An 18,813-nucleotide genomic window follows, 5' to 3' on the forward strand; every position below is an offset into this window, starting at 1 on the left:
TTTGTATCGGTTATTTCAACTATTTCAGCAGGTCGTCCATCCCGAAGACGCCCTGTTTGCCGCAGAGGAATTCGGCGGCCACGACGGCCCCCATCGCCAGCGTGCGGCGGTTCTTGATCGTGTGTTTCAGTTCCAGCATGTCGTCCGCCGACTCGTAGGTCACGGTGTGGATGCCCGGGACGGCGCCTTCGCGCACCGAGCGGATTTCGATCCGGTCGGCCGGGGTATCCTCGCTGCGCTCCACGCGGTTCGTGGCGTGCGCGATGCCCGGGGCGTAGTTGACCCAGCCCTGCTTGTCGGCGAGGTTGTCGAGGATGCCTTCGGCCAGCGTGATGGCCGTGCCGCTCGGGGCGTCGAGCTTCTGGGTGTGGTGGACCTCCTCGATGCGCACGTCGTAGCCCCCCACGCGGCCGATCATAGCCGCCAACTGCCGGTTGAGGCGGAACATCAGGTTCACGCCCAGACAATAGTTCGATGCGTAGAACAGCGCTCCTCCCCGTTCGCGGCACAACTCCTGCAACTCCGCGAGCCGGTCGGTCCAGCCCGTCGTGCCGCTCACCACCGCCGCGCCGTTCTCGAGACATGTGCGGATGTTGGCGTAAGCGGTCGCGGGCGTGGTGAACTCCAGCGCCACGTCGATCCCCGCCAGATGCTCCGCGTCGAGTTCGTGTGCGTTGTCGGTGTCGATGACGAGGGCCGCCTCGTGGCCCCTTTCGGCGAGTATCCGTTCGATTTCACGGCCCATCTTGCCGTATCCGATAATTGCAGCCTTCATTTGTTTTATCAAGATATTCGTACAAAGATACGAATTATTTATGAATCTAAACGCAGGAGGGAGTACAATAGTATTCCGGAATTTTGTATATTTGCCAAAAGAAGTTACGAAAAGAGTGTAATTTATTGGAAATGAGCGTAGGTTAATTGCTCTTGATAGTAATAGGTTACGATTTAGTTAGTTATCTACTGCATTATCCTTCTGCGCGTTGCGTAACCTTCAAAGAACTCTTCGTATGCAAAAGTAGCTATTTAATTCGAGATTTTGATATAAACTCCCGTTTTTTATCCCCTCATTCATAAGAATTTTCCGTAAAAGCGGTATTGTCCGTCGGCACACCATTGCCCAAAACGAGTTTGGAACAAACGTGTGCCGACTACCGCATAGCTGGAGAAAAGGGCATTGCCTCACGCCTAAACGATGTTTAGACAGATGAAGCAATGCCCCTTTCTTTTGCGCCTATGCCAAGAGGTGCTTTTACGGGTTTTCAAATGATTTTTCTTTTTTCGCTGTCTCTTTTGCCGGAAGCGGAAAGTGAATGCAGAGTGTGTCAGCCTGCCCCATGAATGAAACAGGCGCCCACACACAGCCGGACAAACCGGGAAGAATGATTGTTGCCACCCGGCTGAACAAGTTCCGTCGGATCGGAAACAATCATACTTCCTTTGTTGTGGTTTGCCCTTTTCACGCTTCCGGTGATGTCTTTTTCCTTTTGGTGATTCTTTTTTTTACGGATTTTCCCCTGAAGTTTTTTTCTACACAATCTGCCTCTGTTTTCGTTTACCTCCATTTTGCGCCTTTCAGTAAGCCGCATCAGTCAGTCATTTTCGTTCTGGGCGCAAAGGTAATTCCGGGATTGGACGGGAAAGCAAGGTCAAGCCTCCTGTTTTCGGTAAAAATCTCCAGCCCTGCGGGTAGTATTTTGACCGAAAAACCTTGCATTCCCTAATCCCTACCTTTTCAAGCACCCGAAACGAAAACGACCGATGCGACAGAAAGACGCATAAAAAAAATGTCGGATAAACGAGAGGCAGATAAGATAGTTTGAAACTCAACTCCCTCAGCTCTTGAATCCGCATTAAAAACAAAAAAATCAAAAACAGCGAAGATATGACGGCAACGGCAAATTTCAGACAAATGGCGCAACACATCGGGTTGGCGATATGCGGCTTGATGATGCGCACCGCCTTCGGGGTGTTCGGCATCCTTTGGGGCATCATCAGAGAGATTGTAAACGGAGTGTTCCGAGTGGCGATAGGTGTAATCGTGGCTATCCTTTCCACCATTGCCTTCTTTGGCTTCATCCTTTGGTTATTCACCCTTTAACCCTTACCGACATGGCAAAAAGAAACAGCAAGACGGCAGCGCAGCAGTGCAGATATTACGAGGTGGACAACATCTTCGTGTATATGGTGGAAACGTACATCAACGGCAATTTTGAAACTTTCCGAAGATTGTACCACGAACTGAACAAGGACGCACGGAGGGATTTCATGGACTTCCTTCTCAGCGAGGTAGAGCCGACCTATTGGAGAGAGATACTGAAACAGATAATCTAAAAATGACAGCGATATGAAAGGAACAGACCATTTCAAGAGAACGATATATATGTACTTGGAACAGCGTGCGGAGGAAGATGCGCTATTTGCAAAGAAGTACCGCAACCCTGCCAAGAACATGGACGAGTGCGTGACCCACATTCTGAACTATGTGCAGAAAAGCGGTTGCAACGGTTTCACGGACGGAGAGATATTCGGGCAAGCCATCCACTACTATGAGGAAAACGAGATAGAGGTGGGCAAACCGATGGACTGCCAAGTGGTTGTGAACCACGTTGTGAAACTCACGGCAGAGGAAAAGGCGGAGGCACGTCAGAACGCTGTCCGCAAATACCAAGAGGAGGAACTCCGCAAGTTGCAGAACCGCCACAGACCGTCAGCGAGAAAAGAAAACCAACCCCAACCCTCATTATTTGATTTAGGCTTATGAAACCGAAGACCAAGATACAGAAAGAGGTGGCAAGACTTTCCGCCAACCTTCGCCCCATATCAGCGACACAAATAGATTGGGCATACCGCCACTGCGTTGAGCATATCGGCTACCGCACCAAGAAAGGGAACATCACCTGTTCCGACTGCGGTCACGAGTGGCACAGCGACAGCGGACTATGCGACACCCTTGAAGGCTGCACCTGCCCCAAATGCCATGCCGAACTCAAAGTGCAGGACACACGCAGACGCATCTACAAGGAAACGCAGAATTTCAGCGTGATAACCACCTGCAAAGGGTATCAGGTAATCCGCGTGGCGCAGGTCAGATGCGAGAGCAGGAAAGGCGAACCGATGCGTTTCTACTGCCACGAGGTCGTGCAGCGTTGGATTTCACCCGACGGCAAGGTTACGGACATGGCGTTGCTCCGTGGCTTCCTTTTCTGCTATTGCGATGTGTGGGCATTAGGCAGCGATATGGAGGTAAGACCGCACAACAGCCTATACGATGATGTGGTGGCAAGAAGCTGTGCATATCCAAAGATGAGGATATTGCCCCAACTCAGACGTAACGGCTTCAAGGGCGATTTCCACGGCATCTCCCCCGTGCGTCTTTTCAAAGCCTTGCTTTCAGACCCAAGAATTGAAACCCTTATGAAAGGCGGTGAGATTGAGGTCATGAAACACTTTCTTTTCAATACCCGTACTGCCGATGAATGTTGGGCATCATATCTGATTGCCAAGCGTCACAAGTATCAGATAGACAACCTCTCAATGTGGTGCGACTATCTGCGTATGCTCAAAAAACTCGGTCAAGACCTCCGTAACCCGAAGAACATCTGTCCCGAAGATTTCATGGCGGCACACGACAACGCAACCCGAAAAATTGAAGCCATACACGAGAAGGAAAGAGCCGCAGAGCAACGCCGTTGGGAGATTGAAAGGCGTGAGCGTGAGCAACAGCGACAACTCCAACGAAAGAAAGATGCGGAGGATTTCATCGCCAACAAATCCAAATTCTTCGGCTTGGTAATCACGGACGAGGAAATAATCGTCAAGGTGCTTGAAAGCATAGACGAGTATTACAACGAGGGCAAGACGCAGGGCATCTGCGTGTTTGGCAGTGGATACTACAAGAAAGCCGACACCCTCATACTATCGGCAAGGATTGGCGATGAGATTATTGAAACCGTAGAGGTGGACTTGCGAACCCTCGAAGTGGTGCAGTGCCACGGCAAGCACAACCAGGACACCGAATATCACGAGCGCATCATAGACCTTGTGAACAAGAACGCCAACCTTATCCGTGAGCGGATGAAAGCGGCATAGCATAACCCCTAAAACAACATTGATATGGAAGTAAGAATTGAAAGTATGATTTGTGTGTGGGATGATGCAATCCCCACGATGTTCCTTGAATTTGTGAACCTCCTCACTCTCACAACGAGTGAGGGGGAATTGAGAAAGAGCGTAAAGGAGTTTGCCGAGAAGCACGAACTTGACAAGTTTTTCCTTTACGGCTTCGGCTCACACCATTTCTACCTGCACCAACGCTACACAAGCAACCCCGAAATGGTGATGAAGAACAGAGTTCTGTCAGTACATTTTTAACCATCTAAAAAGCAACATTATGACAACACGAATGACCATCAACGGAGTAAGCACCTGCGCGGAAGCAGGTACGGAGAAATACGAGCGTTTCCAATCGGGTATCGGAAGACGCAGGCGGACACTTGTGCAGTACGACTACCGCCACCCCATAGACAGAGAATTGTTCTCTTGTGTCAAACCCACGTTGGACGAGTGCCGAGCCGCACGGGACAAGTGGCTGAACGCAAAGAAGGGAAAGGAGGACAGACTATGAACACGACCTATCAAACGCTGATAGTCAAGTTCAGCGAACCTATCACGGCATTGGACGGTATCTTTGACGATACCGGAGCGTGGGGAACGGACACCCTCAAGGGGTGGATAGATGATTACGAAAGCACACGTTTCACCGCCACCGACAGCCATACGGCAGTCATCACGAGCGAGTACAATATGGAATGTGTGAAAGAGTGGCTACAACGGCAGACCCCCATTTCCGAAATGCGAGAATTTTGAACGGGATGGCGGTGTCCGCACCGCCAATACTTAAAACCCTAAAAACAAAAGATATGATAGCCAAGACGATATTACAGCAGATAGGCGGAAAACGCTTCACCGCCATGACAGGTAGCCGTGATTTCATAGATATGGGCAACGGCTTACGGATGAGCCTTGCAAGGAACAAAACAAGTGCCAACCGCCTTGACATCATCTATGACGAAGGGGCAGACCTCTACAATATGCGCTTCTACCGCAGGACGTTCAGCAAAAAGACCTTTGAGTGCAAGACAAAGGACATTGCCGTACACGAGGGTATCTATTTTGATATGCTGGAGGAAATGTTCACGATGGTGACGGGACTTTACACACGCTTTTGAGTGGCGGGGCGGCGAGAGCCGCCCTACTTTCTTTCAGTGAGCATGATGGCGGACAAAGAAAGTAGCAAAGAAACCTTTGTCCAATCTGCGATAACTAAAAAATCCGCAAGTAAAACTTGCGGAGGCTATATATTGGGTCGTTATTTTTTGGTGGAGGGGAATGATAATCTCGAACCGTTGAACTACACATTTCTGCTTCGTCTCCATTTCCCCCAACGATTTGATACGTTCAATCATTTTTGTTGTTCCTTTCTGAATTTTCCTAAATACTTTCTTCATAATTTCGCTATACTTTTTATGGTTAATAACTATGTTTTGTATTGCTCTCACAACACTTACAACTTGAAGTGTTATTTGGAAACCGATAGGCAAAAATGGCTCAACGATGTCAATTAACGAGAAAATCCTACGATAATCTATCAAGTGATAGAGCAAAAGACGTGCCAAGTTAAATATGGCACGTCTTTTGCCAGTTTTGTCAGTCCTTTTATGGGATATACAACAGCGCAAACTCCGCCTTTCTCCGTTTGAGCAGCATGGCGTGGCGTTTTCCTTTGTAGTTGCAGAAGGCTATATACTCACGGTAGATGTTCCTGTCACCAGCTTCCAGCTTCTTGATTAAGGTGCTTTTGGGGATTGTTTTGCTGCCTAACAGCTTCGCCGGTCCCACATTGTAAGCTAACGTGCCAAGCAAAATCGAATCAACCCCGAATTTACGGAACATGGCGACAAATTTGCGCAGGTCTTTCCGCAAAAGTTCATCCGCATCCCGTTTTGTCATGGTTCGTGCCGAATACTTCTCGTTTGGCAAAAGTTTGTGACCCCAACCGACGTATGGGTAGTGTTTTTCTGAGTGCCAGCCTTCAAAGTAGCGGCAGCATAAAAAAGCACGTTCCATAAGCGGCAGTCGGTAGATTGCCGCCTGCCCGTCCGTTCCCTCTTGGCGGCTGATCTGCGCGGACACAGAACAGACCGTCAGAAGTGAACAGAGCATTGTCATGAATACACGCATCATTTCAACAAGGGGCTGAAGTTGCCGATGGGAACGATGGTAAGATCGTCGTCCTTTACATTCCTGTTGTTGAAGTCAAATTCCAGTTCGTAGGAGTTGCTAAAGTTATCCTCCACCACCACGATGAAATTATGCGCCTCATCACCCGCCGCCGTGTAGTACAGGCGGAATTTTTCGTTCTCCAGCAGGTAGCGGTCGTTAGGCAGGAAGGTGATGCCGTTATCCATTTTGAGCGAGCCTTCCCCCTCGAACTGGAAATAGCGGATGGTATAGAGCGTACCCGAAAAGTCGCCCTCCTTTTTCAGTTCACAGCGGATTTCCACTGTCTGCCCCTTTACTACCTTGTTCGGCACGGGCATGACCTCCACCGTGAAGGGATAGGACTGCTGGATGTCCATGTCATCGTCACATGACACGAGGGTGAATGACATGGCGGCTATCAGGCATAACGCCACTGCCTTGAATATTGATGTTCTCTTGTTTCTGTTGTTCAGTATGTTCATTGTTCTTCGATTTTTAGATGGTTGTTTTTCTGTTTTTTCGTTGTCAGTTGCAGGTACTCGTTCAAGTCCTTGCAACCGTCATAGAGGGAGGAACGGTCGGTGACACGTTCCCCGTATCGCATGGTAAGTGCGGCAAGCGTCCGCCGTCCGGCTTCGTCACGGTCGAGGAAGCAGCCGATGCGCCCGTATCCGTCCAGCAATCCCGCCGCCTTCTCCACGTTGGCGACTGAGTTCAGCACAAGACAGTCAGCGTTACCGGTTACACCAAGCGTCACGGCAGAGAGAAAGTCCATGAAGCCCTCGAACACGAGGCACTCGTCAGCCGGGATGTCATTCGCCTTTACCAGTGATACAGACTTCGGAGGTATGCAACCCTTGAAATATCGGCTTCTGACTTCATAGCCACCTGCCATGTTCGGAAAGCCAACGGCAAAATACCGTTTCCCACGCACACCGTAGTTCAAGCGGCAGCAGTGACGGGATGCGATGGCGTAAGGGATGCCCCGTTCCTCTAAATACTCCGTCAGCAGTGAGCGGAGCAGCGGAGCGACCTCCACATCCTCAAAAACGGATTCGGTCGGCTTCGAGAGATAGACGGGCTTTTCCCATCCGGCAACCGTCATATTGGCGGCTTCCGCTATGAACTTCGCTTGCTTCATGAAGTCATCGCTTTGCAGAAACTCCCCGGCAAGCGTGAAGATGTCGCCGCCCTTGCCCAAACCGAAGTCGTACCAGAGCTGTTTCGCCACGTTCACACGGAAAGAGGATGTGCGCTCGCCCCTGTACGGGGCAAGATACCACAGCTCGTTACCGCTCCTTCTGACAGGCTCATGCCCCAGCCGTGCGAGAAAATCCGCAAGCGGCATCCTTCTGACAGCATCTATTTCCGTCCTTTCCATGCCCGTGTCAGTTGATGATGAACTTGATACCAAATGTTGTATAGTCACTTATGTGTTATACTATTGTTATATCGCTATAATTCAGATTATTTCCAAGATTTAGTACAACATAATTTTATTACTATTATTGTAATTCAAATTGTAATTATCGTATTGTCAAATCTAAAAAGTTACATGTATGTTAGAACAATTGATTTTCGAAAAGTCTCACCTACGGAGACATTTGGATGCACCTCTACTTGAAGAGCGTGAAGGTTACTTGCAGTATATACAGACAAACGTAAATAGTAATAAAGATTACCTGTTACGTTTGGCTGTTCATATGCTTAGAGGTGTTGAACTTCTAAAACTTTCAGACAATGATTCTTCGTTGGTATCAGTCAACGCAATAAGAAAGATTGTAGAGGAATGGGGACAAACTGGCATAAGTCGATCAAAACAAACGGCTTTCAGTTCACAAAGCAAAGGGAAGATGGAAGCCTCAATCACCAAATGGCTAAGTTACATCAACCGTTTGGAAAGCCGATTGGAAGACTCAATCCCTGTCTTCAATACATTATTTAGAAGGAGATACACCAGAAAAAAAATGCTAATGGCTCCTTTTTTAGAAGAGCGCATAGAATACCTTCTACATTGGGAGAAACTTGGTGCGACAAGAAATACTTTAAAGACAATTGCGGAGTATGAACTTCACATTATAAAGTATTTATCTATGGAACGCCTAAGGGTTGTCAATATTGATGAAATAAGAGAAGCGTCCAAGGTATGGGCAAAAGAAAAGAATGTAACAAGAAGGACTATCGAATATTCACCTCACGGAGAGAGAGTTTTTTTCAGATATGCGAAAGGCTGGTTGGGATTCATGGAATGTCTTGACAATAAAAAGGACACGTTCCCTTTTGAGAAAATGGCAATTGAATACCTGGACTATTTAGTAAATGTCCGTGGTTACTCTCTGCAAACATACAAAAGTAGATATCTGGTATTGAAAAGAGCATTCCTTCTGTTAGGAAAGCAATGTAATGTATTGCATGAAGTAACTCCTAAGCATATAGATACCATCATCACCTGCTTGCATGAGGAGGGAAAAATGTCCCGACGGTCTATCGCTGGCTTAACTTCCATACTCCGTTCTTTTTTCTTGTACGCGGAGCAAAAAAAATGGTGTATGGAGAATATTTCAAGTTCCATATATTCTCCACGGGTGTATTCGGAAGAAAATATTCCATATGCGCCACAAAGAGATAATATCAAACAAGCCGTGCAATATTACAACACGGACGAGAAGTCGGCAATCCGTAATTATGCCATACTCCAAATCTTTGCGGTTTACGGCATACGGACTTACGAACTTGCCAATCTCCAATTGAAAGATCTGGATTGGAGGAAAGAACTGCTACACTTAAGAAGAGCAAAGGGGTGTCGTCCGCAAACCTTTCCGCTGGTTAGATCCGTGGGCGATGCCATTCTTCACTATCTCAAGGAAATAAGACAGAATGAAAGTCATTCCGAGTATGTTTTCCTCTGTATGGATGCCCCGTATAGACCGGTTTCAACATCTGCCGTTTACAAAATCGTAAGTGACAGTCTGCGTCAACAAGATATTGTTTTGAAACATTATGGGGCGCACTGTTTACGTCACGGTAGCGCCACCCTTTTGGTCAATTCCGGCTTTACAATGAAAGAGGTAAGCGATTATTTGGGACACCAGTCACTTGACACAACTCGTATCTATGCGAAAGTTGACCTTTTGAGTCTTAGGAAAGTGGCTGATATGAATTGGGAGGGCTTACTATGACCATAGGAGAAATCATGCCCGTATACATTGCTTATCGCCAGTCGCTTGGAGAAAAGTTTAAGAACAACAGAAATATCTTGTGCAGCTTTTGTCGTTACGTCGGAGAGGATTGTGGGCTGGCATTAATAAACCGGGATATTGTATCTGATTTTTTATATGCCCCGAAAGGGATGGTAACTTCCAACTGGTTTTCTAAATATACAGCATTGAAAGGATTCTATACATGGGCATTGTCAAGAGGATATGTGAAGGAAATCCCATTACAACAGGTATTGCCAAAGCGACCGGATCATATCACTCCATATATCTATAGCAACAGCGAGTTGAAATCCTTGTTTGATAGTGCTTTGACTTATCAAAGAAGGAAAGGTCACATGATTCCATATGTGACACAAACCATATTGGTGATAACATATACGTTGGGATTAAGAATACATGAGACGTTGGACTTGAAACTGGAGGATATTGATATGTATGAATCATTGACTGTAATCCGTGAGTCAAAATTCTATAAATCGAGAATTGTCCCGTTTGGAAAGAAAGTGGGATGTCGTTTTGCGGAATATTTGGAGTGGCGCAAAAAAAACGGTTATCCGCAAGGCGAGAAATCAGCCCTGTTTGTAGATGACAGGGGACATCCTGTCAATATCCATACTTTTAGTTCCTGCTTTAAGCATATCAGAAAAAAAGCTGGTATAAGTCGAAATGACGGAGGGCGATTTCAGCCAAGAATCCAAGATTTGCGCCATACTTTTGCCACCAACAGATTGGTGACATGGTATACTGAACAAAAAGATGTACAAAGTCTGCTGCCCTTATTGTCTTCATATTTAGGGCATACACAGCTTTCTCATACATCTGTCTATCTCTCAATGATTCCTGAATTACTGAAAGAAGCTTGTAAACTTTTTGAAAATTACATTGATTATGAATGAACAAAGAAAATATTTAAGTTATTGGATAAGACGATTCTTGCTGGAATATATTATAACCGAAAGAAATCTTTCCAGAAACACACAACTTAGTTATAGAGACACTTTTAAATTGTTGATACCGTTTCTTTCAAAAGAAGAAAAAGTAAAGGCGGAAGAAATTCTGCTGGAGCATATAACTCCGGACAATATAATCTTATTTTTGGAAAATATCGAAAAGAGTAGAAAATGTTCCGCATCAACAAGAAATCAAAGGTTGACTGCCATATTTGCTTTATCCAAGTTCGTTGGTCAAAACTCCCCCGAGCATGTAGAATGGAGCAGAATCGTACATACTGTACCTGTCAAAAAATACCAGAAGACAATCATAACCTATTTGGATAAGGATGAAATGAATGCTTTACTGGAGGCTCCTAATCGTAAAATAGGACAAGGAAGAAGGGATTATGCGTTGCTTCTGTTTTTATACAATACCGGTGCACGGGCGGACGAAGCAGCCAATCTAAAGATATCCGATCTGTTTATGGAGAAGAAGGTCGTATGTCTTCATGGAAAAGGAAATAAAACAAGAAGGTGTCCTTTGTGGAAAAGTACAGTGGAAGAACTAAAGGTACAAATCGAAAAACGAGATAGTTCAGAAAATGTTTTCATGAACAGGCTTAATCAACCTATCACTCGCTTTGGTATTTATACTATTGTTGGGAAATATGCAAAACTGGTAGCAGCAACTTATCCTTCAATATTGCAAAAAAGAGTAAGTCCACACACTATAAGGCATACTACGGCTACACATTTGCTACAAGCCGGTGTTGATATTAATACAATTAGGGCTTGGCTAGGACATGTCTCTGTCAATACGACTAATATCTACGCTGAAATTAATCTTAAAATGAAAGCTGAAGCTCTGGCTTGTTGTGAAGTGGAATGCAAGAATCACAGCAGTAAACGTTGGAAAGAGGACGAGGAGTTGATGAGCTTTTTAGATAATTTGTAGATATTATTATGTGGTATTTACTTTTATCAATATTCTGATTTTAAATGTGTTGTTGACCTTTTTAGGGCCAACAACACATAAGTGACTATACAACATTTGGAATCAAATGTTATATATAACATTTTATCCCGACCCCGAACTGCGTGTGGAACTTCCGTGTGTCGCCACCCCAAAGGCAACGCTCCCGCAGGTTGGCAAGCAGGGCGATACGGTCTGCCACGTAACACTCCACATCGAGCGTCAGCGCACCGCCGTAGATGAAGGCGTCCCGGTCGTGCAGCGTGGAGCCGTCATGCAGCACCTTCTTCCCCCAATTTACCGCCTCATATCCGGCGAGAGCCGAAGCCCCGGCATAGACGAAAACAATCTTTCGGGCGTCCGACAGTATCTTGAAGTAATAGCCGCCCTCCGCCGTGAACTGCGCCACGGGTATCTTGGTGTCCTTGTAGGGATTGTTCTTCAACAGGTATTCGCCACCGAACACCCACTTGTTCCCCTTCTTCGTGTAGGTGGAGAGAGCCGCCCCGAAGCTGTACCCGCCGTCCTTGCCGCCGAGATTGAAGCCGTCCGCCATGTCCGCCCTCACCTCGATGCCCTGCATCTTCGGCAGACACCGCTGGGCGTGCGCCTGCCCTGTAAAAAGGGCAAGCGACGCGATGATTATTGCGATGTACTTTCTCATGGTCAGCGTACTTGAAGTTCGTTGATGGTACCCGCGCGTACCAAATCCTCGTTCTCAATCACGAAGGACTGGTGACGGCCGCCGTTCTTCTCGTTCAATTCCACCACGAGGCACTTGTCATCGGGGATGGTGAACTTCGCCATCGTGAAGACCGTGCGCTCGCTCTTTTTGCCCGGCACGAGGGTGGCGTAGTTCTGCGCGCGGAGCGGCAGAATAATCTGCTCCTGCACGGCAGTACGCTTCGCAACCTTCTTGTCCACGATTTTCCAAGTGATGTAGTCCACATCGAAAGGCACGTTGCTCTGGTTCTTTATCTCCGTGTGGAAATAAAGCAAGCCGTTGTGCGTGTAGATGCCTTTCAACAGGTATTGGATGCCGAAACGCTTGCAGCCGATATGCTTCACCTCGCGCTTGTTCTGTTTGTGGATGGACTTCATGATAAGGCGCACCAGCATCGGGCTTTCGCTGCCCAGCTCTTTCAGATAGATTTCCTGCGCGTTGTTCGGGCGGTTCACCGTGCTGCCGTCATGGATGAAGTCGCACATCTCCACGTTGAGCAACAGCGGTTCGGCGGCGTACTTCACGTTGAAGGTGTAGAAACTGCCGTCCTCCGTGATGACGGACATATTCGTTTCGTTGGGAAAATTCCTTACGGTAGCCTTCACACGGATGATGTTCTCCGCTCCGTCGGCTTTCCCGGCAATCAGGTCGGGCGAGCCTAAATCGACATAGCGCACCTCCGCCGGAAAAATGACGTGGACGGTCTTGTCGTAGGTCACTTCCAGACCGTGCGGCGGTATCATGCGGTCGAAGGTCAGCTTGCGTGACAGCCCGTGATATAGGTCGCCGTCCGCCTCCTTCTGCGGATAGACCTCCTTCGTCAAGGTCGGTTGTTCACTTCCGTTGGTCGTTTCAACGGTTACATTCTCCTGCGCGTTGGCAGTTATGATGCCCATAGCGAGGGCAAACATGATGATTACTTTTCTCATTACTTTTGGATTTTAGTGGTAATTTTTATTGTTTTCAATATTTTTCTTGGTAAAGCATGACCCTGTACCCGGCTTTCAGATGCACCTTGACGGTTCGCATCTTTTTGGCGATGTACTGGCTCGTGCCTTGTATCAGCCCCTTGCCCAAGTCGGAGGCGAGCTGCGCCCCGGCATTGGTGGAGATGTTGATGCTGCTTCCCAGCGAGCCGCCCATGTTGGCGGCGACCTCCCGGACGGCGTTCATCTCCATCGAGTTCGGGATGAAGATGCCGGGCTGTCCGTCCGTGTCATAGACCGCAAGCTCCACGGGGATAATCGTGCCGTCGTATTCCAGCGAGGTAATCTCGATGTCGAGCCGCTCACCCTGTATCTTGCCCGTGCCGACCACCACCGCACCCCGGGGTATTGTCCTGCCTGCCACCGCCATAGGCTCCAGCAGGCGCAGCCTTACCGTCTGCCCGTCCGTCACGCTCTGCGCCCCATGCACGCACGCCGGTATGGTGTTCCTGTCCAATACCTCCGCCGTGCCGACAGCCGTGTTGAAACCCCGGTTGCGTTCCTGCGATAAGGCGGCGACAAACTCCGCGTTACTCATAGGCTGTGAGAGTGAAGAAACTACTTGATGCTCCACCTGTCTGATAGGCATTGCCTTGTTCTTCTTCCCTTTCTGCACGGTAGTTGGCTCTGCCCTCTGTTCCGCCGATGGCTGTCCTCCGTTCTGACCGCCCATGTACTTTGCCGCCAGCTCGTAGGACTTCTCCATAAGAGCCACCTGCTCGTCCATAGAGGAAGCCTTGCCCCTCTCGCTTTCCAGTTCCGACTCCAGCGATGCGATGCGCTCCAACAATTCGTCCATCTCCGCATTGTCGTTTTTCGGCTGGTCGTAGAAGTTTCCGAGCGTGGCGTTCAGGTCACGGTAGGCGGCTGCGGAGGACTGGATGGTCTGCGGCGTGGCTGGCTTTGCCCTTTCTTCCTTGCCGCCCGGATTGGCGAGGTCGAAGTCCACTCCGTTCTCCGTTCCCGCTATCTCGCGGTCGAACATGTCGCCCAGCTGCCCGATGGCACGGTTGCGGCTCTCCTGACGCTCTTCCATCTCCCCATGCTCGTAGGCTTTCAGCTTGTCGCCGATAATCTGCCGGTTCGCCTTGTCAGCGTCGGGCATCTCGGTGTTGTATCCGTCCGTTCCCGGCGGTTGCTCCTTGCCGGAGGACGGGGCGAATATCAGCCACATCGCCCCGATGAACACCAACACCATAGCGGGCAGCACGATCATCTTCTGCCGTTTCAGCCGTTGCGCCTCTGTCAGCGGTTCGCGCTCCTTTTTCGGTTTCCCCGTTTCGGGAGCAGCTTTGTTCTCTTTCGTCGGTTCATTCTTTGTCTGTTCCATATAAATAAGGTGTTAAGTGATTGCCTGTTTCCGCCGGGGTCGGCAGTTCCACCCGTCCGGCGTGTCCCGTTTCCATATGTGAGCCGTCGTTCCTGCCGATGTCATAGACGGCTCTGCCGAAGGTGTAAAGGGCAAGCACCGCGAAGGCGGCGAACATCCCCAGCACGATGCGGCGGCGTGTTTCCGGCGGCAAGCCGTCCAGATACCCTTTGAGACTTGCCGCCAAGCGTTTCCGTTTGTCGTGGAGTTTCCAATACATGCCCCACATTGATTTTCTGATACTTTTCATGTCCTGTTACCGTTTGATAGTCTGTAAATCCTTGTTCTCAATGATGGTGAAACCCTCGATGGTAAAACCGTTCGGGTTGTCATCCGACCGCGATGCGTTCAGCAGGCGGCAGGTGGTCACGAGGCTGCGCTCGGTGACGTTGCTCTGCCGGATGATTTTCTGTGTGGCGTAGGTCACGGCACGGTAGGGATAGGCGTTGAAGTCGCACACCACGCTGTCCACCTTCAGCACTTGGTTGATGTTCCCGGCGATGATGCGGTTGTAGTACCCCTTCTCCGCGAAGTCCGAATAATAGTGGTACACGCTCTTGTCCGCCAGCAGCAAGGCACGTTTCACGTTGTGTTCAATCGCGCTTTTTTCAGGTGATAGCGTGAAGAACATCTCGTGGAAACGGCGCACATGTTCCCGTGCCTCCGCCGGGCGGTTCTGCGACAAATCCTGAGACAAGGCGAGCATCAGGCTCTTGCCGTTGTCCAGCACATAGATTTTCTCCCGTTGCTTCTCTGCGAAACGGTAGGAGTTCCACACGCTCCACACCGTCACCACGGCGCACAGCGAGAGGAAGACGATACCGAACAGGCGTATCTGCCTGAACGACGATTCGATGTTTCTAAGTGATTTGAATTCCATTTATATTTTCCAATTTATGATTGCACATTGATTATTTCAGCAATTTGCCGACACGTCCGACTGCGTTTCCTGCGGCTGCACCCGCCACGCTGCCCGCCATGCTTCCGGCTCGTCCCGCCATCTGGTTCACGTTGCGACCGTAACCGCCCATGCCTCCGGCTTGGATAATCCAGCCCGCAACGGTGGGAATGGTAAAGTAGCCGATGATGCCGATGCAGAGGAATACGATATACACCCCGTCGCTCGAATCCAGCGAGAAGTTCGGGTCTGCCTGCATCCGCTCGATGTCGTTTTGCAGCATCAGAACCTGTATCTTCGCCAGTATGGTGCTGAACATGTCCGATACCGGTAGCCACAGATAGACCTGTATATAGCGGCATATCCACTGCGTGAGCGTGTTTTGGAAACCGTCCCATACCGACAGGGCGAAGGCTATCGGACCGAGAATCGCCAGCACCACGAGAAAGAAGGTGCGGACGGTGTCTATCACGAGGGCGGCGGCTTGGAACAGCAGTTCGAGTATCTCGCGGAAGAAGTCGCGGATGCTCTTCTTCATGTTGTACATTCCCCGGTCGATATACATTCCCGCCATCGTCACCATGTCGGAGGGCGACCAGCCGAGTTCCTCCAGTTGCTTGTCAAATTCCTCGTTGGACACGAGGTAGGCGGTTTCGGGGTTGCGTACCATCGCCTCGTATTCCAGTTTGTCCTTCTGCTCCCGGTATCGGTTCATGTCCAGCGTTTCCGCCTCCAGCATCTTTGCCGTGCCCTGTACGACGGGTGAGAGGATGCTGTTTATCGTGCCCAGCACCACAGTCGGGAAGAACATGATGCACAGACCGATGGCAAAAGGACGGAGCATCGGGAATACGTCTATCGGTTCAGCTCTCGCCAGCGACTGCCATACCCGGTAGGCGACGTAGAACAGCGCACCCAGCCCGGCGATGCCTTTCGCCACACCAGCCATGTCCCCACACAGCGGCATCATCTGCTCATAAAGTGAACGTAAAATCTGATGAAGGTTGTCGAACTTCATAGGCTACCAGTATCTTTCGTTCATGTTCCCGTACAGCCCCATGATGCGGTCGAGGTCGTTCTTCTTTTTCGCACGCAGGTAACTCACGGAGATGTTCTTGTTCGTGTAGTAGCTCACGAGGTTGCGGTAACGCTTCATCTTCGAGTGGCAGCGTTCCACCACGTCCATGCGCTCCTTGTCGGTCATGGAGAGCGTGGTGATGTTCACCACGTTCCTGAGTTCCGTCAACACTTCGTTGCTTTCCTCCAGCAGTTTCGTGTAGCCGAAAGCGATTGCGGAAAGCTCTTCGGGTCTGAAATTCCCGTCACGGAGCATCCGTTGGAAACTGTTCACATAGATGTCTGTGATGTCGCCCACCATCAGGATGGTCTGCTGCACCTTGCGGGCGTCCTTGACCAGATTGTTCACCGATTTGAGGGGTAGGCTAAGCATCCAACGCCCTGCCGTATTACTACGGTGGGTTTTCGGAAGCTCGCCCCCAAACCGGACGTACACGTCTCCGCGTATCCGGCTTTCTACTAATAATATCAATCTATTCATTGTTACTGAGTTTTTTGTAACACTTACCACATATGGCAATAGTCTTTCGTTTGCGAGCCATCATTTGTTTTTCGCAGGTAGTTTTCCCTTGAAGATTTTTTAATTTTCTCACATGGTGCATCACTAACTTATCGACTGCTCCACATAATTCACATTTTTCCGCTTTCAGCCTATCTATAAGACTTGTGTTTGTAGGATGATATGTGAATTTGGGCAAGTTGTCTAAATCCTTAATGTTCATTGGATTTTTCTTTTTGAACCCACCATGATAAAAGGTCAAGTCTTTGGCAGTACCGTTCTTTAAATAGTATCTAACTGAAAAAAGTCCATTCTTGGTGTACTTTTTTCGGATTTGCGACATCGTTGTCCGATATTTCTGCGCAAATGTTTTGTACATACTATATTTCATGATATACCCAAGTTTTGACAGACTACTACAATTATTAGCCAAACAATAGTAATTGTAAATGCCCTTTATTTCCTTGTTGTACCTGTCAAGTATCTCAAAGTCATTGTTGTTTGAAAGTTTGGGACGGGATTTTGCTTTCCAATACTCCTTGCCGTTGTGTATCTTTATTTCTAAAACACGATATTCGAGCAACTTTTTCTTAAACGTATCCTTTCCAAGTGCCAATTGTATCCTCTTATTGAAGACACGTCTTAGTACTCCGTATTTGCTTCTTTTGGTGTCATTGGATTTTCTTACAAAAATCTCATATCCGAGAAATTTTGCAGCGTTTTCAGCATGGGTGATAAGTGTTTTCTCATCGGACAGTGTAAGAGCCAACTTTTCATAGAGGAAGTTCTTTATGTCCTCTTTGATGGTGATAGCATCTTGTTTACTGCCAATAATTCCAATTAGAAAATCATCCGCATATCTCACATATTTGAGTTTTCTGTAGTTCATATCCATTTCGTCACCATCAGAATACTGCAAACCTTCTTTTTGATAAGCCTTATATTGTCTTATCAATTCTGACCTTTCACTTTTGTCTTTTACCACTTTCAACTTTTTCAGAATACGGTGTCGTTTGCCTTCAAGTGATACTACCTGTTTAGTTCTTTTCCGTTCTTTCCCCTTATCAAATTTTCCAGTGTATTCCTTCATGAATTTATCCAACTTATCAAGGTATATGTTTGCCAAGATAGGGCTGACAATTCCGCCTTGCGGTGTTCCGCTGTAGGAGTTATGAAAGTTCCAGTCTTCGATATATCCTGCATTCAGAAATTTTCTAATCAAGCGAATAAATCTTTCATCAGCGATACGTTCTTTCAGAATACCTATCAGTATCTCATGATTGATATTGTCGAAAAATCCCTTAATATCACCTTCTACGAACCATTTCACGCCCGAAAATGTCTTCTGAATATCAGACAAGGCAGTGTGGCAGCTTCTTAGAGGTCGGAAGCCATGTGACGTTTTTTCAAACTGTCTTTCATAGATGGCTTCCAATATCATTCTGACCACTTCCTGCAATAATTTATCATTAAAAGCTGGTACACCTAATGGACGCATTTTCCCATTTTTCTTTGGGATATACATCCGTTTTGAGGGTTGGGGCTGATAACTCTCATCTTTCAACGATGTTATCAGTTGTTCAATTCGGTTCAGGCTCATTTGGTCAATGGTTTTCCCATCTGCACCTGCTGTCATATTGCCCGGTTTCGCATATATGCGTTGGTAGGCAACGTAATACATTTCCTCATTGAAAAAGATACGGTACAAGCGTTCAAACTTGTAATTCAAATTTTCACTGTGTTCCGTTAGACTGTTTAATACATACTCTGGACTTCTCATAATGTCTCTCACATTTTCCGTTATTTGCATTAAAATTATTAGCTGCTTCCCTTCGCCATGTACAGGGCTTTCCCCTGCTCAGACTACTACGGA

At 48.0% G+C, this 18,813-nt stretch carries 24 protein-coding genes and 1 pseudogene; 12 read left to right on the forward strand and 13 right to left on the reverse strand.

All coding sequences use genetic code 11. The features are described 5' to 3' along the window. Positions 1-19: 19 nt before the first annotated feature. Positions 20-775, reverse strand: coding sequence for a 4-hydroxy-tetrahydrodipicolinate reductase (dapB, locus tag BN5935_RS10755; RefSeq protein ID WP_064976119.1), 756 nt, complete (start codon positions 773-775; stop codon positions 20-22). Between the two features lie 607 nt (positions 776-1,382). On the opposite strand from dapB, the gene BN5935_RS15410 reads away from it, so the two are divergent. From BN5935_RS15410 to BN5935_RS10800, 9 genes are all read left to right on the forward strand, one after another. Beyond that, entirely contained in the window at positions 1,383-1,724 is a 342-nt protein-coding gene (locus tag BN5935_RS15410; RefSeq protein ID WP_227962251.1) for a hypothetical protein, read from the forward strand. A gap of 161 nt (positions 1,725-1,885) precedes the next feature. Then, on the forward strand, positions 1,886-2,101 hold the full coding sequence (locus BN5935_RS10765) for a hypothetical protein (protein WP_004291535.1): 216 nt from the start codon (positions 1,886-1,888) through the stop codon (positions 2,099-2,101). Between the two features lie 11 nt (positions 2,102-2,112). Continuing rightward, complete coding sequence (locus BN5935_RS10770; protein ID WP_004291534.1) at positions 2,113-2,334, forward strand: hypothetical protein; 222 nt, start codon at positions 2,113-2,115, stop codon at positions 2,332-2,334. A 13-nt stretch (positions 2,335-2,347) separates the two neighbouring features. Beyond that, positions 2,348-2,764, forward strand: coding sequence for a PcfK-like family protein (locus BN5935_RS10775; RefSeq protein WP_004291533.1), 417 nt, complete (start codon positions 2,348-2,350; stop codon positions 2,762-2,764). Beyond that, positions 2,761-4,092 (forward strand): PcfJ domain-containing protein, encoded by a 1,332-nt coding sequence (locus BN5935_RS10780; protein ID WP_004291532.1) that lies wholly within the window; start codon positions 2,761-2,763, stop codon positions 4,090-4,092. Before BN5935_RS10775 ends, BN5935_RS10780 begins: the two co-directional genes overlap by 4 nt. A 24-nt stretch (positions 4,093-4,116) precedes the next feature. Next, on the forward strand, positions 4,117-4,374 hold the full coding sequence (locus BN5935_RS10785) for a hypothetical protein (RefSeq protein ID WP_004291531.1): 258 nt from the start codon (positions 4,117-4,119) through the stop codon (positions 4,372-4,374). 19 nt (positions 4,375-4,393) lie between these two features. After that, a complete protein-coding gene (locus BN5935_RS10790; RefSeq protein WP_004304291.1) occupies positions 4,394-4,627 on the forward strand; it encodes a DUF3873 domain-containing protein in 234 nt (77 codons plus the stop codon). Further along, complete coding sequence (locus BN5935_RS10795; RefSeq protein ID WP_004291529.1) at positions 4,624-4,869, forward strand: DUF6956 domain-containing protein; 246 nt, start codon at positions 4,624-4,626, stop codon at positions 4,867-4,869. The genes BN5935_RS10790 and BN5935_RS10795 overlap by 4 nt, the downstream gene beginning before the upstream one ends. Positions 4,870-4,922: 53 nt before the next feature. Then, complete coding sequence (locus tag BN5935_RS10800) at positions 4,923-5,231, forward strand: hypothetical protein (protein WP_004304290.1); 309 nt, start codon at positions 4,923-4,925, stop codon at positions 5,229-5,231. A gap of 33 nt (positions 5,232-5,264) precedes the next feature. Here the strand turns inward: BN5935_RS10800 and BN5935_RS15695 are convergent, their stop codons facing one another. The 4 genes from BN5935_RS15695 to BN5935_RS10820 form a co-directional block, all read right to left on the reverse strand. Beyond that, positions 5,265-5,654, reverse strand: coding sequence for a hypothetical protein (locus BN5935_RS15695; protein ID WP_004291527.1), 390 nt, complete (start codon positions 5,652-5,654; stop codon positions 5,265-5,267). A 64-nt stretch (positions 5,655-5,718) separates the two neighbouring features. Beyond that, a complete protein-coding gene (locus BN5935_RS10810; protein WP_004291526.1) occupies positions 5,719-6,246 on the reverse strand; it encodes a glycoside hydrolase family protein in 528 nt (175 codons plus the stop codon). After that, entirely contained in the window at positions 6,243-6,746 is a 504-nt protein-coding gene (locus BN5935_RS10815; RefSeq protein ID WP_004291525.1) for a DUF3872 domain-containing protein, read from the reverse strand. The genes BN5935_RS10810 and BN5935_RS10815 overlap by 4 nt, the downstream gene beginning before the upstream one ends. Next, complete coding sequence (locus tag BN5935_RS10820) at positions 6,743-7,645, reverse strand: toprim domain-containing protein (protein ID WP_004291524.1); 903 nt, start codon at positions 7,643-7,645, stop codon at positions 6,743-6,745. Before BN5935_RS10820 ends, BN5935_RS10815 begins: the two co-directional genes overlap by 4 nt. Positions 7,646-7,823: 178 nt before the next feature. Between BN5935_RS10820 and BN5935_RS10825 the strand changes: the two genes are divergently transcribed. From BN5935_RS10825 to BN5935_RS10835, 3 genes are read left to right on the forward strand one after another with little or no spacing between them, the layout of a single operon-like run. Then, positions 7,824-9,443: a tyrosine-type recombinase/integrase gene (locus BN5935_RS10825; protein ID WP_064976120.1), complete on the forward strand. Its 1,620-nt coding sequence runs from the start codon at positions 7,824-7,826 to the stop codon at positions 9,441-9,443. Continuing rightward, positions 9,440-10,378, forward strand: coding sequence for a tyrosine-type recombinase/integrase (locus BN5935_RS14915; RefSeq protein ID WP_082944112.1), 939 nt, complete (start codon positions 9,440-9,442; stop codon positions 10,376-10,378). The genes BN5935_RS10825 and BN5935_RS14915 overlap by 4 nt, the downstream gene beginning before the upstream one ends. Continuing rightward, positions 10,371-11,369 (forward strand): tyrosine-type recombinase/integrase, encoded by a 999-nt coding sequence (locus BN5935_RS10835; RefSeq protein ID WP_064976122.1) that lies wholly within the window; start codon positions 10,371-10,373, stop codon positions 11,367-11,369. The genes BN5935_RS14915 and BN5935_RS10835 overlap by 8 nt, the downstream gene beginning before the upstream one ends. Positions 11,370-11,478: 109 nt before the next feature. Here the strand turns inward: BN5935_RS10835 and BN5935_RS10840 are convergent, their stop codons facing one another. The 8 genes and pseudogenes from BN5935_RS10840 to BN5935_RS10875 all read right to left on the reverse strand — a co-directional run bounded on the left by BN5935_RS10840 (position 11,479) and on the right by BN5935_RS10875 (position 18,720). Then, a complete protein-coding gene (locus tag BN5935_RS10840; protein WP_064976123.1) occupies positions 11,479-12,051 on the reverse strand; it encodes a conjugal transfer protein TraO in 573 nt (190 codons plus the stop codon). 2 nt (positions 12,052-12,053) lie between these two features. Further along, positions 12,054-13,040, reverse strand: a complete 987-nt coding sequence (gene traN / locus BN5935_RS10845; protein ID WP_004291522.1) for a conjugative transposon protein TraN — start codon at positions 13,038-13,040, stop codon at positions 12,054-12,056. Positions 13,041-13,074: 34 nt separating this feature from the next. Beyond that, positions 13,075-14,427 (reverse strand): conjugative transposon protein TraM, encoded by a 1,353-nt coding sequence (traM, locus tag BN5935_RS10850; RefSeq protein ID WP_004291521.1) that lies wholly within the window; start codon positions 14,425-14,427, stop codon positions 13,075-13,077. Next, positions 14,408-14,695 (reverse strand): TraL conjugative transposon family protein, encoded by a 288-nt coding sequence (locus tag BN5935_RS15420; RefSeq protein ID WP_018697145.1) that lies wholly within the window; start codon positions 14,693-14,695, stop codon positions 14,408-14,410. Before BN5935_RS15420 ends, traM begins: the two co-directional genes overlap by 20 nt. A gap of 27 nt (positions 14,696-14,722) precedes the next feature. Continuing rightward, complete coding sequence (gene traK / locus BN5935_RS10860; protein WP_004291519.1) at positions 14,723-15,346, reverse strand: conjugative transposon protein TraK; 624 nt, start codon at positions 15,344-15,346, stop codon at positions 14,723-14,725. A 31-nt stretch (positions 15,347-15,377) separates the two neighbouring features. Further along, positions 15,378-16,382 (reverse strand): conjugative transposon protein TraJ, encoded by a 1,005-nt coding sequence (gene traJ / locus BN5935_RS10865; protein WP_004291518.1) that lies wholly within the window; start codon positions 16,380-16,382, stop codon positions 15,378-15,380. Positions 16,383-16,385: 3 nt separating this feature from the next. After that, a pseudogene (locus BN5935_RS10870) lies at positions 16,386-16,799 on the reverse strand (DUF4141 domain-containing protein); the annotation flags it as partial. 115 nt (positions 16,800-16,914) lie between these two features. Continuing rightward, entirely contained in the window at positions 16,915-18,720 is a 1,806-nt protein-coding gene (locus BN5935_RS10875) for a reverse transcriptase/maturase family protein (RefSeq protein WP_064976125.1), read from the reverse strand. Positions 18,721-18,813: the final 93 nt, after the last annotated feature.

It is taken from the genome of Alistipes provencensis (assembly GCF_900083545.1).
Classification (GTDB): domain Bacteria; phylum Bacteroidota; class Bacteroidia; order Bacteroidales; family Rikenellaceae; genus Alistipes; species Alistipes provencensis.

Excerpts from the sequence above, each read along its gene's own strand:
- dapB (WP_064976119.1), bottom strand. The coding sequence starts at position 775 with ATGAAGGCTGCAATTATCGGATACGGCAAGATGGGCCGTGAAATCGAA.
- BN5935_RS15410 (WP_227962251.1), top strand. The coding sequence starts at position 1,383 with ATGATTGTTGCCACCCGGCTGAACAAGTTCCGTCGGATCGGAAACAAT.
- BN5935_RS10765 (WP_004291535.1), top strand. The coding sequence starts at position 1,886 with ATGACGGCAACGGCAAATTTCAGACAAATGGCGCAACACATCGGGTTG.
- BN5935_RS10770 (WP_004291534.1), top strand. The coding sequence starts at position 2,113 with ATGGCAAAAAGAAACAGCAAGACGGCAGCGCAGCAGTGCAGATATTAC.
- BN5935_RS10775 (WP_004291533.1), top strand. The coding sequence starts at position 2,348 with ATGAAAGGAACAGACCATTTCAAGAGAACGATATATATGTACTTGGAA.
- BN5935_RS10780 (WP_004291532.1), top strand. The coding sequence starts at position 2,761 with ATGAAACCGAAGACCAAGATACAGAAAGAGGTGGCAAGACTTTCCGCC.
- BN5935_RS10785 (WP_004291531.1), top strand. The coding sequence starts at position 4,117 with ATGGAAGTAAGAATTGAAAGTATGATTTGTGTGTGGGATGATGCAATC.
- BN5935_RS10790 (WP_004304291.1), top strand. The coding sequence starts at position 4,394 with ATGACAACACGAATGACCATCAACGGAGTAAGCACCTGCGCGGAAGCA.
- BN5935_RS10795 (WP_004291529.1), top strand. The coding sequence starts at position 4,624 with ATGAACACGACCTATCAAACGCTGATAGTCAAGTTCAGCGAACCTATC.
- BN5935_RS10800 (WP_004304290.1), top strand. The coding sequence starts at position 4,923 with ATGATAGCCAAGACGATATTACAGCAGATAGGCGGAAAACGCTTCACC.
- BN5935_RS10810 (WP_004291526.1), bottom strand. The coding sequence starts at position 6,246 with ATGATGCGTGTATTCATGACAATGCTCTGTTCACTTCTGACGGTCTGT.
- BN5935_RS10815 (WP_004291525.1), bottom strand. The coding sequence starts at position 6,746 with ATGAACATACTGAACAACAGAAACAAGAGAACATCAATATTCAAGGCA.
- BN5935_RS10820 (WP_004291524.1), bottom strand. The coding sequence starts at position 7,645 with ATGGAAAGGACGGAAATAGATGCTGTCAGAAGGATGCCGCTTGCGGAT.
- BN5935_RS10825 (WP_064976120.1), top strand. The coding sequence starts at position 7,824 with ATGTTAGAACAATTGATTTTCGAAAAGTCTCACCTACGGAGACATTTG.
- BN5935_RS14915 (WP_082944112.1), top strand. The coding sequence starts at position 9,440 with ATGACCATAGGAGAAATCATGCCCGTATACATTGCTTATCGCCAGTCG.
- BN5935_RS10835 (WP_064976122.1), top strand. The coding sequence starts at position 10,371 with ATGAATGAACAAAGAAAATATTTAAGTTATTGGATAAGACGATTCTTG.
- BN5935_RS10840 (WP_064976123.1), bottom strand. The coding sequence starts at position 12,051 with ATGAGAAAGTACATCGCAATAATCATCGCGTCGCTTGCCCTTTTTACA.
- traN (WP_004291522.1), bottom strand. The coding sequence starts at position 13,040 with ATGAGAAAAGTAATCATCATGTTTGCCCTCGCTATGGGCATCATAACT.
- traM (WP_004291521.1), bottom strand. The coding sequence starts at position 14,427 with ATGGAACAGACAAAGAATGAACCGACGAAAGAGAACAAAGCTGCTCCC.
- BN5935_RS15420 (WP_018697145.1), bottom strand. The coding sequence starts at position 14,695 with ATGTGGGGCATGTATTGGAAACTCCACGACAAACGGAAACGCTTGGCG.
- traK (WP_004291519.1), bottom strand. The coding sequence starts at position 15,346 with ATGGAATTCAAATCACTTAGAAACATCGAATCGTCGTTCAGGCAGATA.
- traJ (WP_004291518.1), bottom strand. The coding sequence starts at position 16,382 with ATGAAGTTCGACAACCTTCATCAGATTTTACGTTCACTTTATGAGCAG.
- BN5935_RS10875 (WP_064976125.1), bottom strand. The coding sequence starts at position 18,720 with ATGAGAAGTCCAGAGTATGTATTAAACAGTCTAACGGAACACAGTGAA.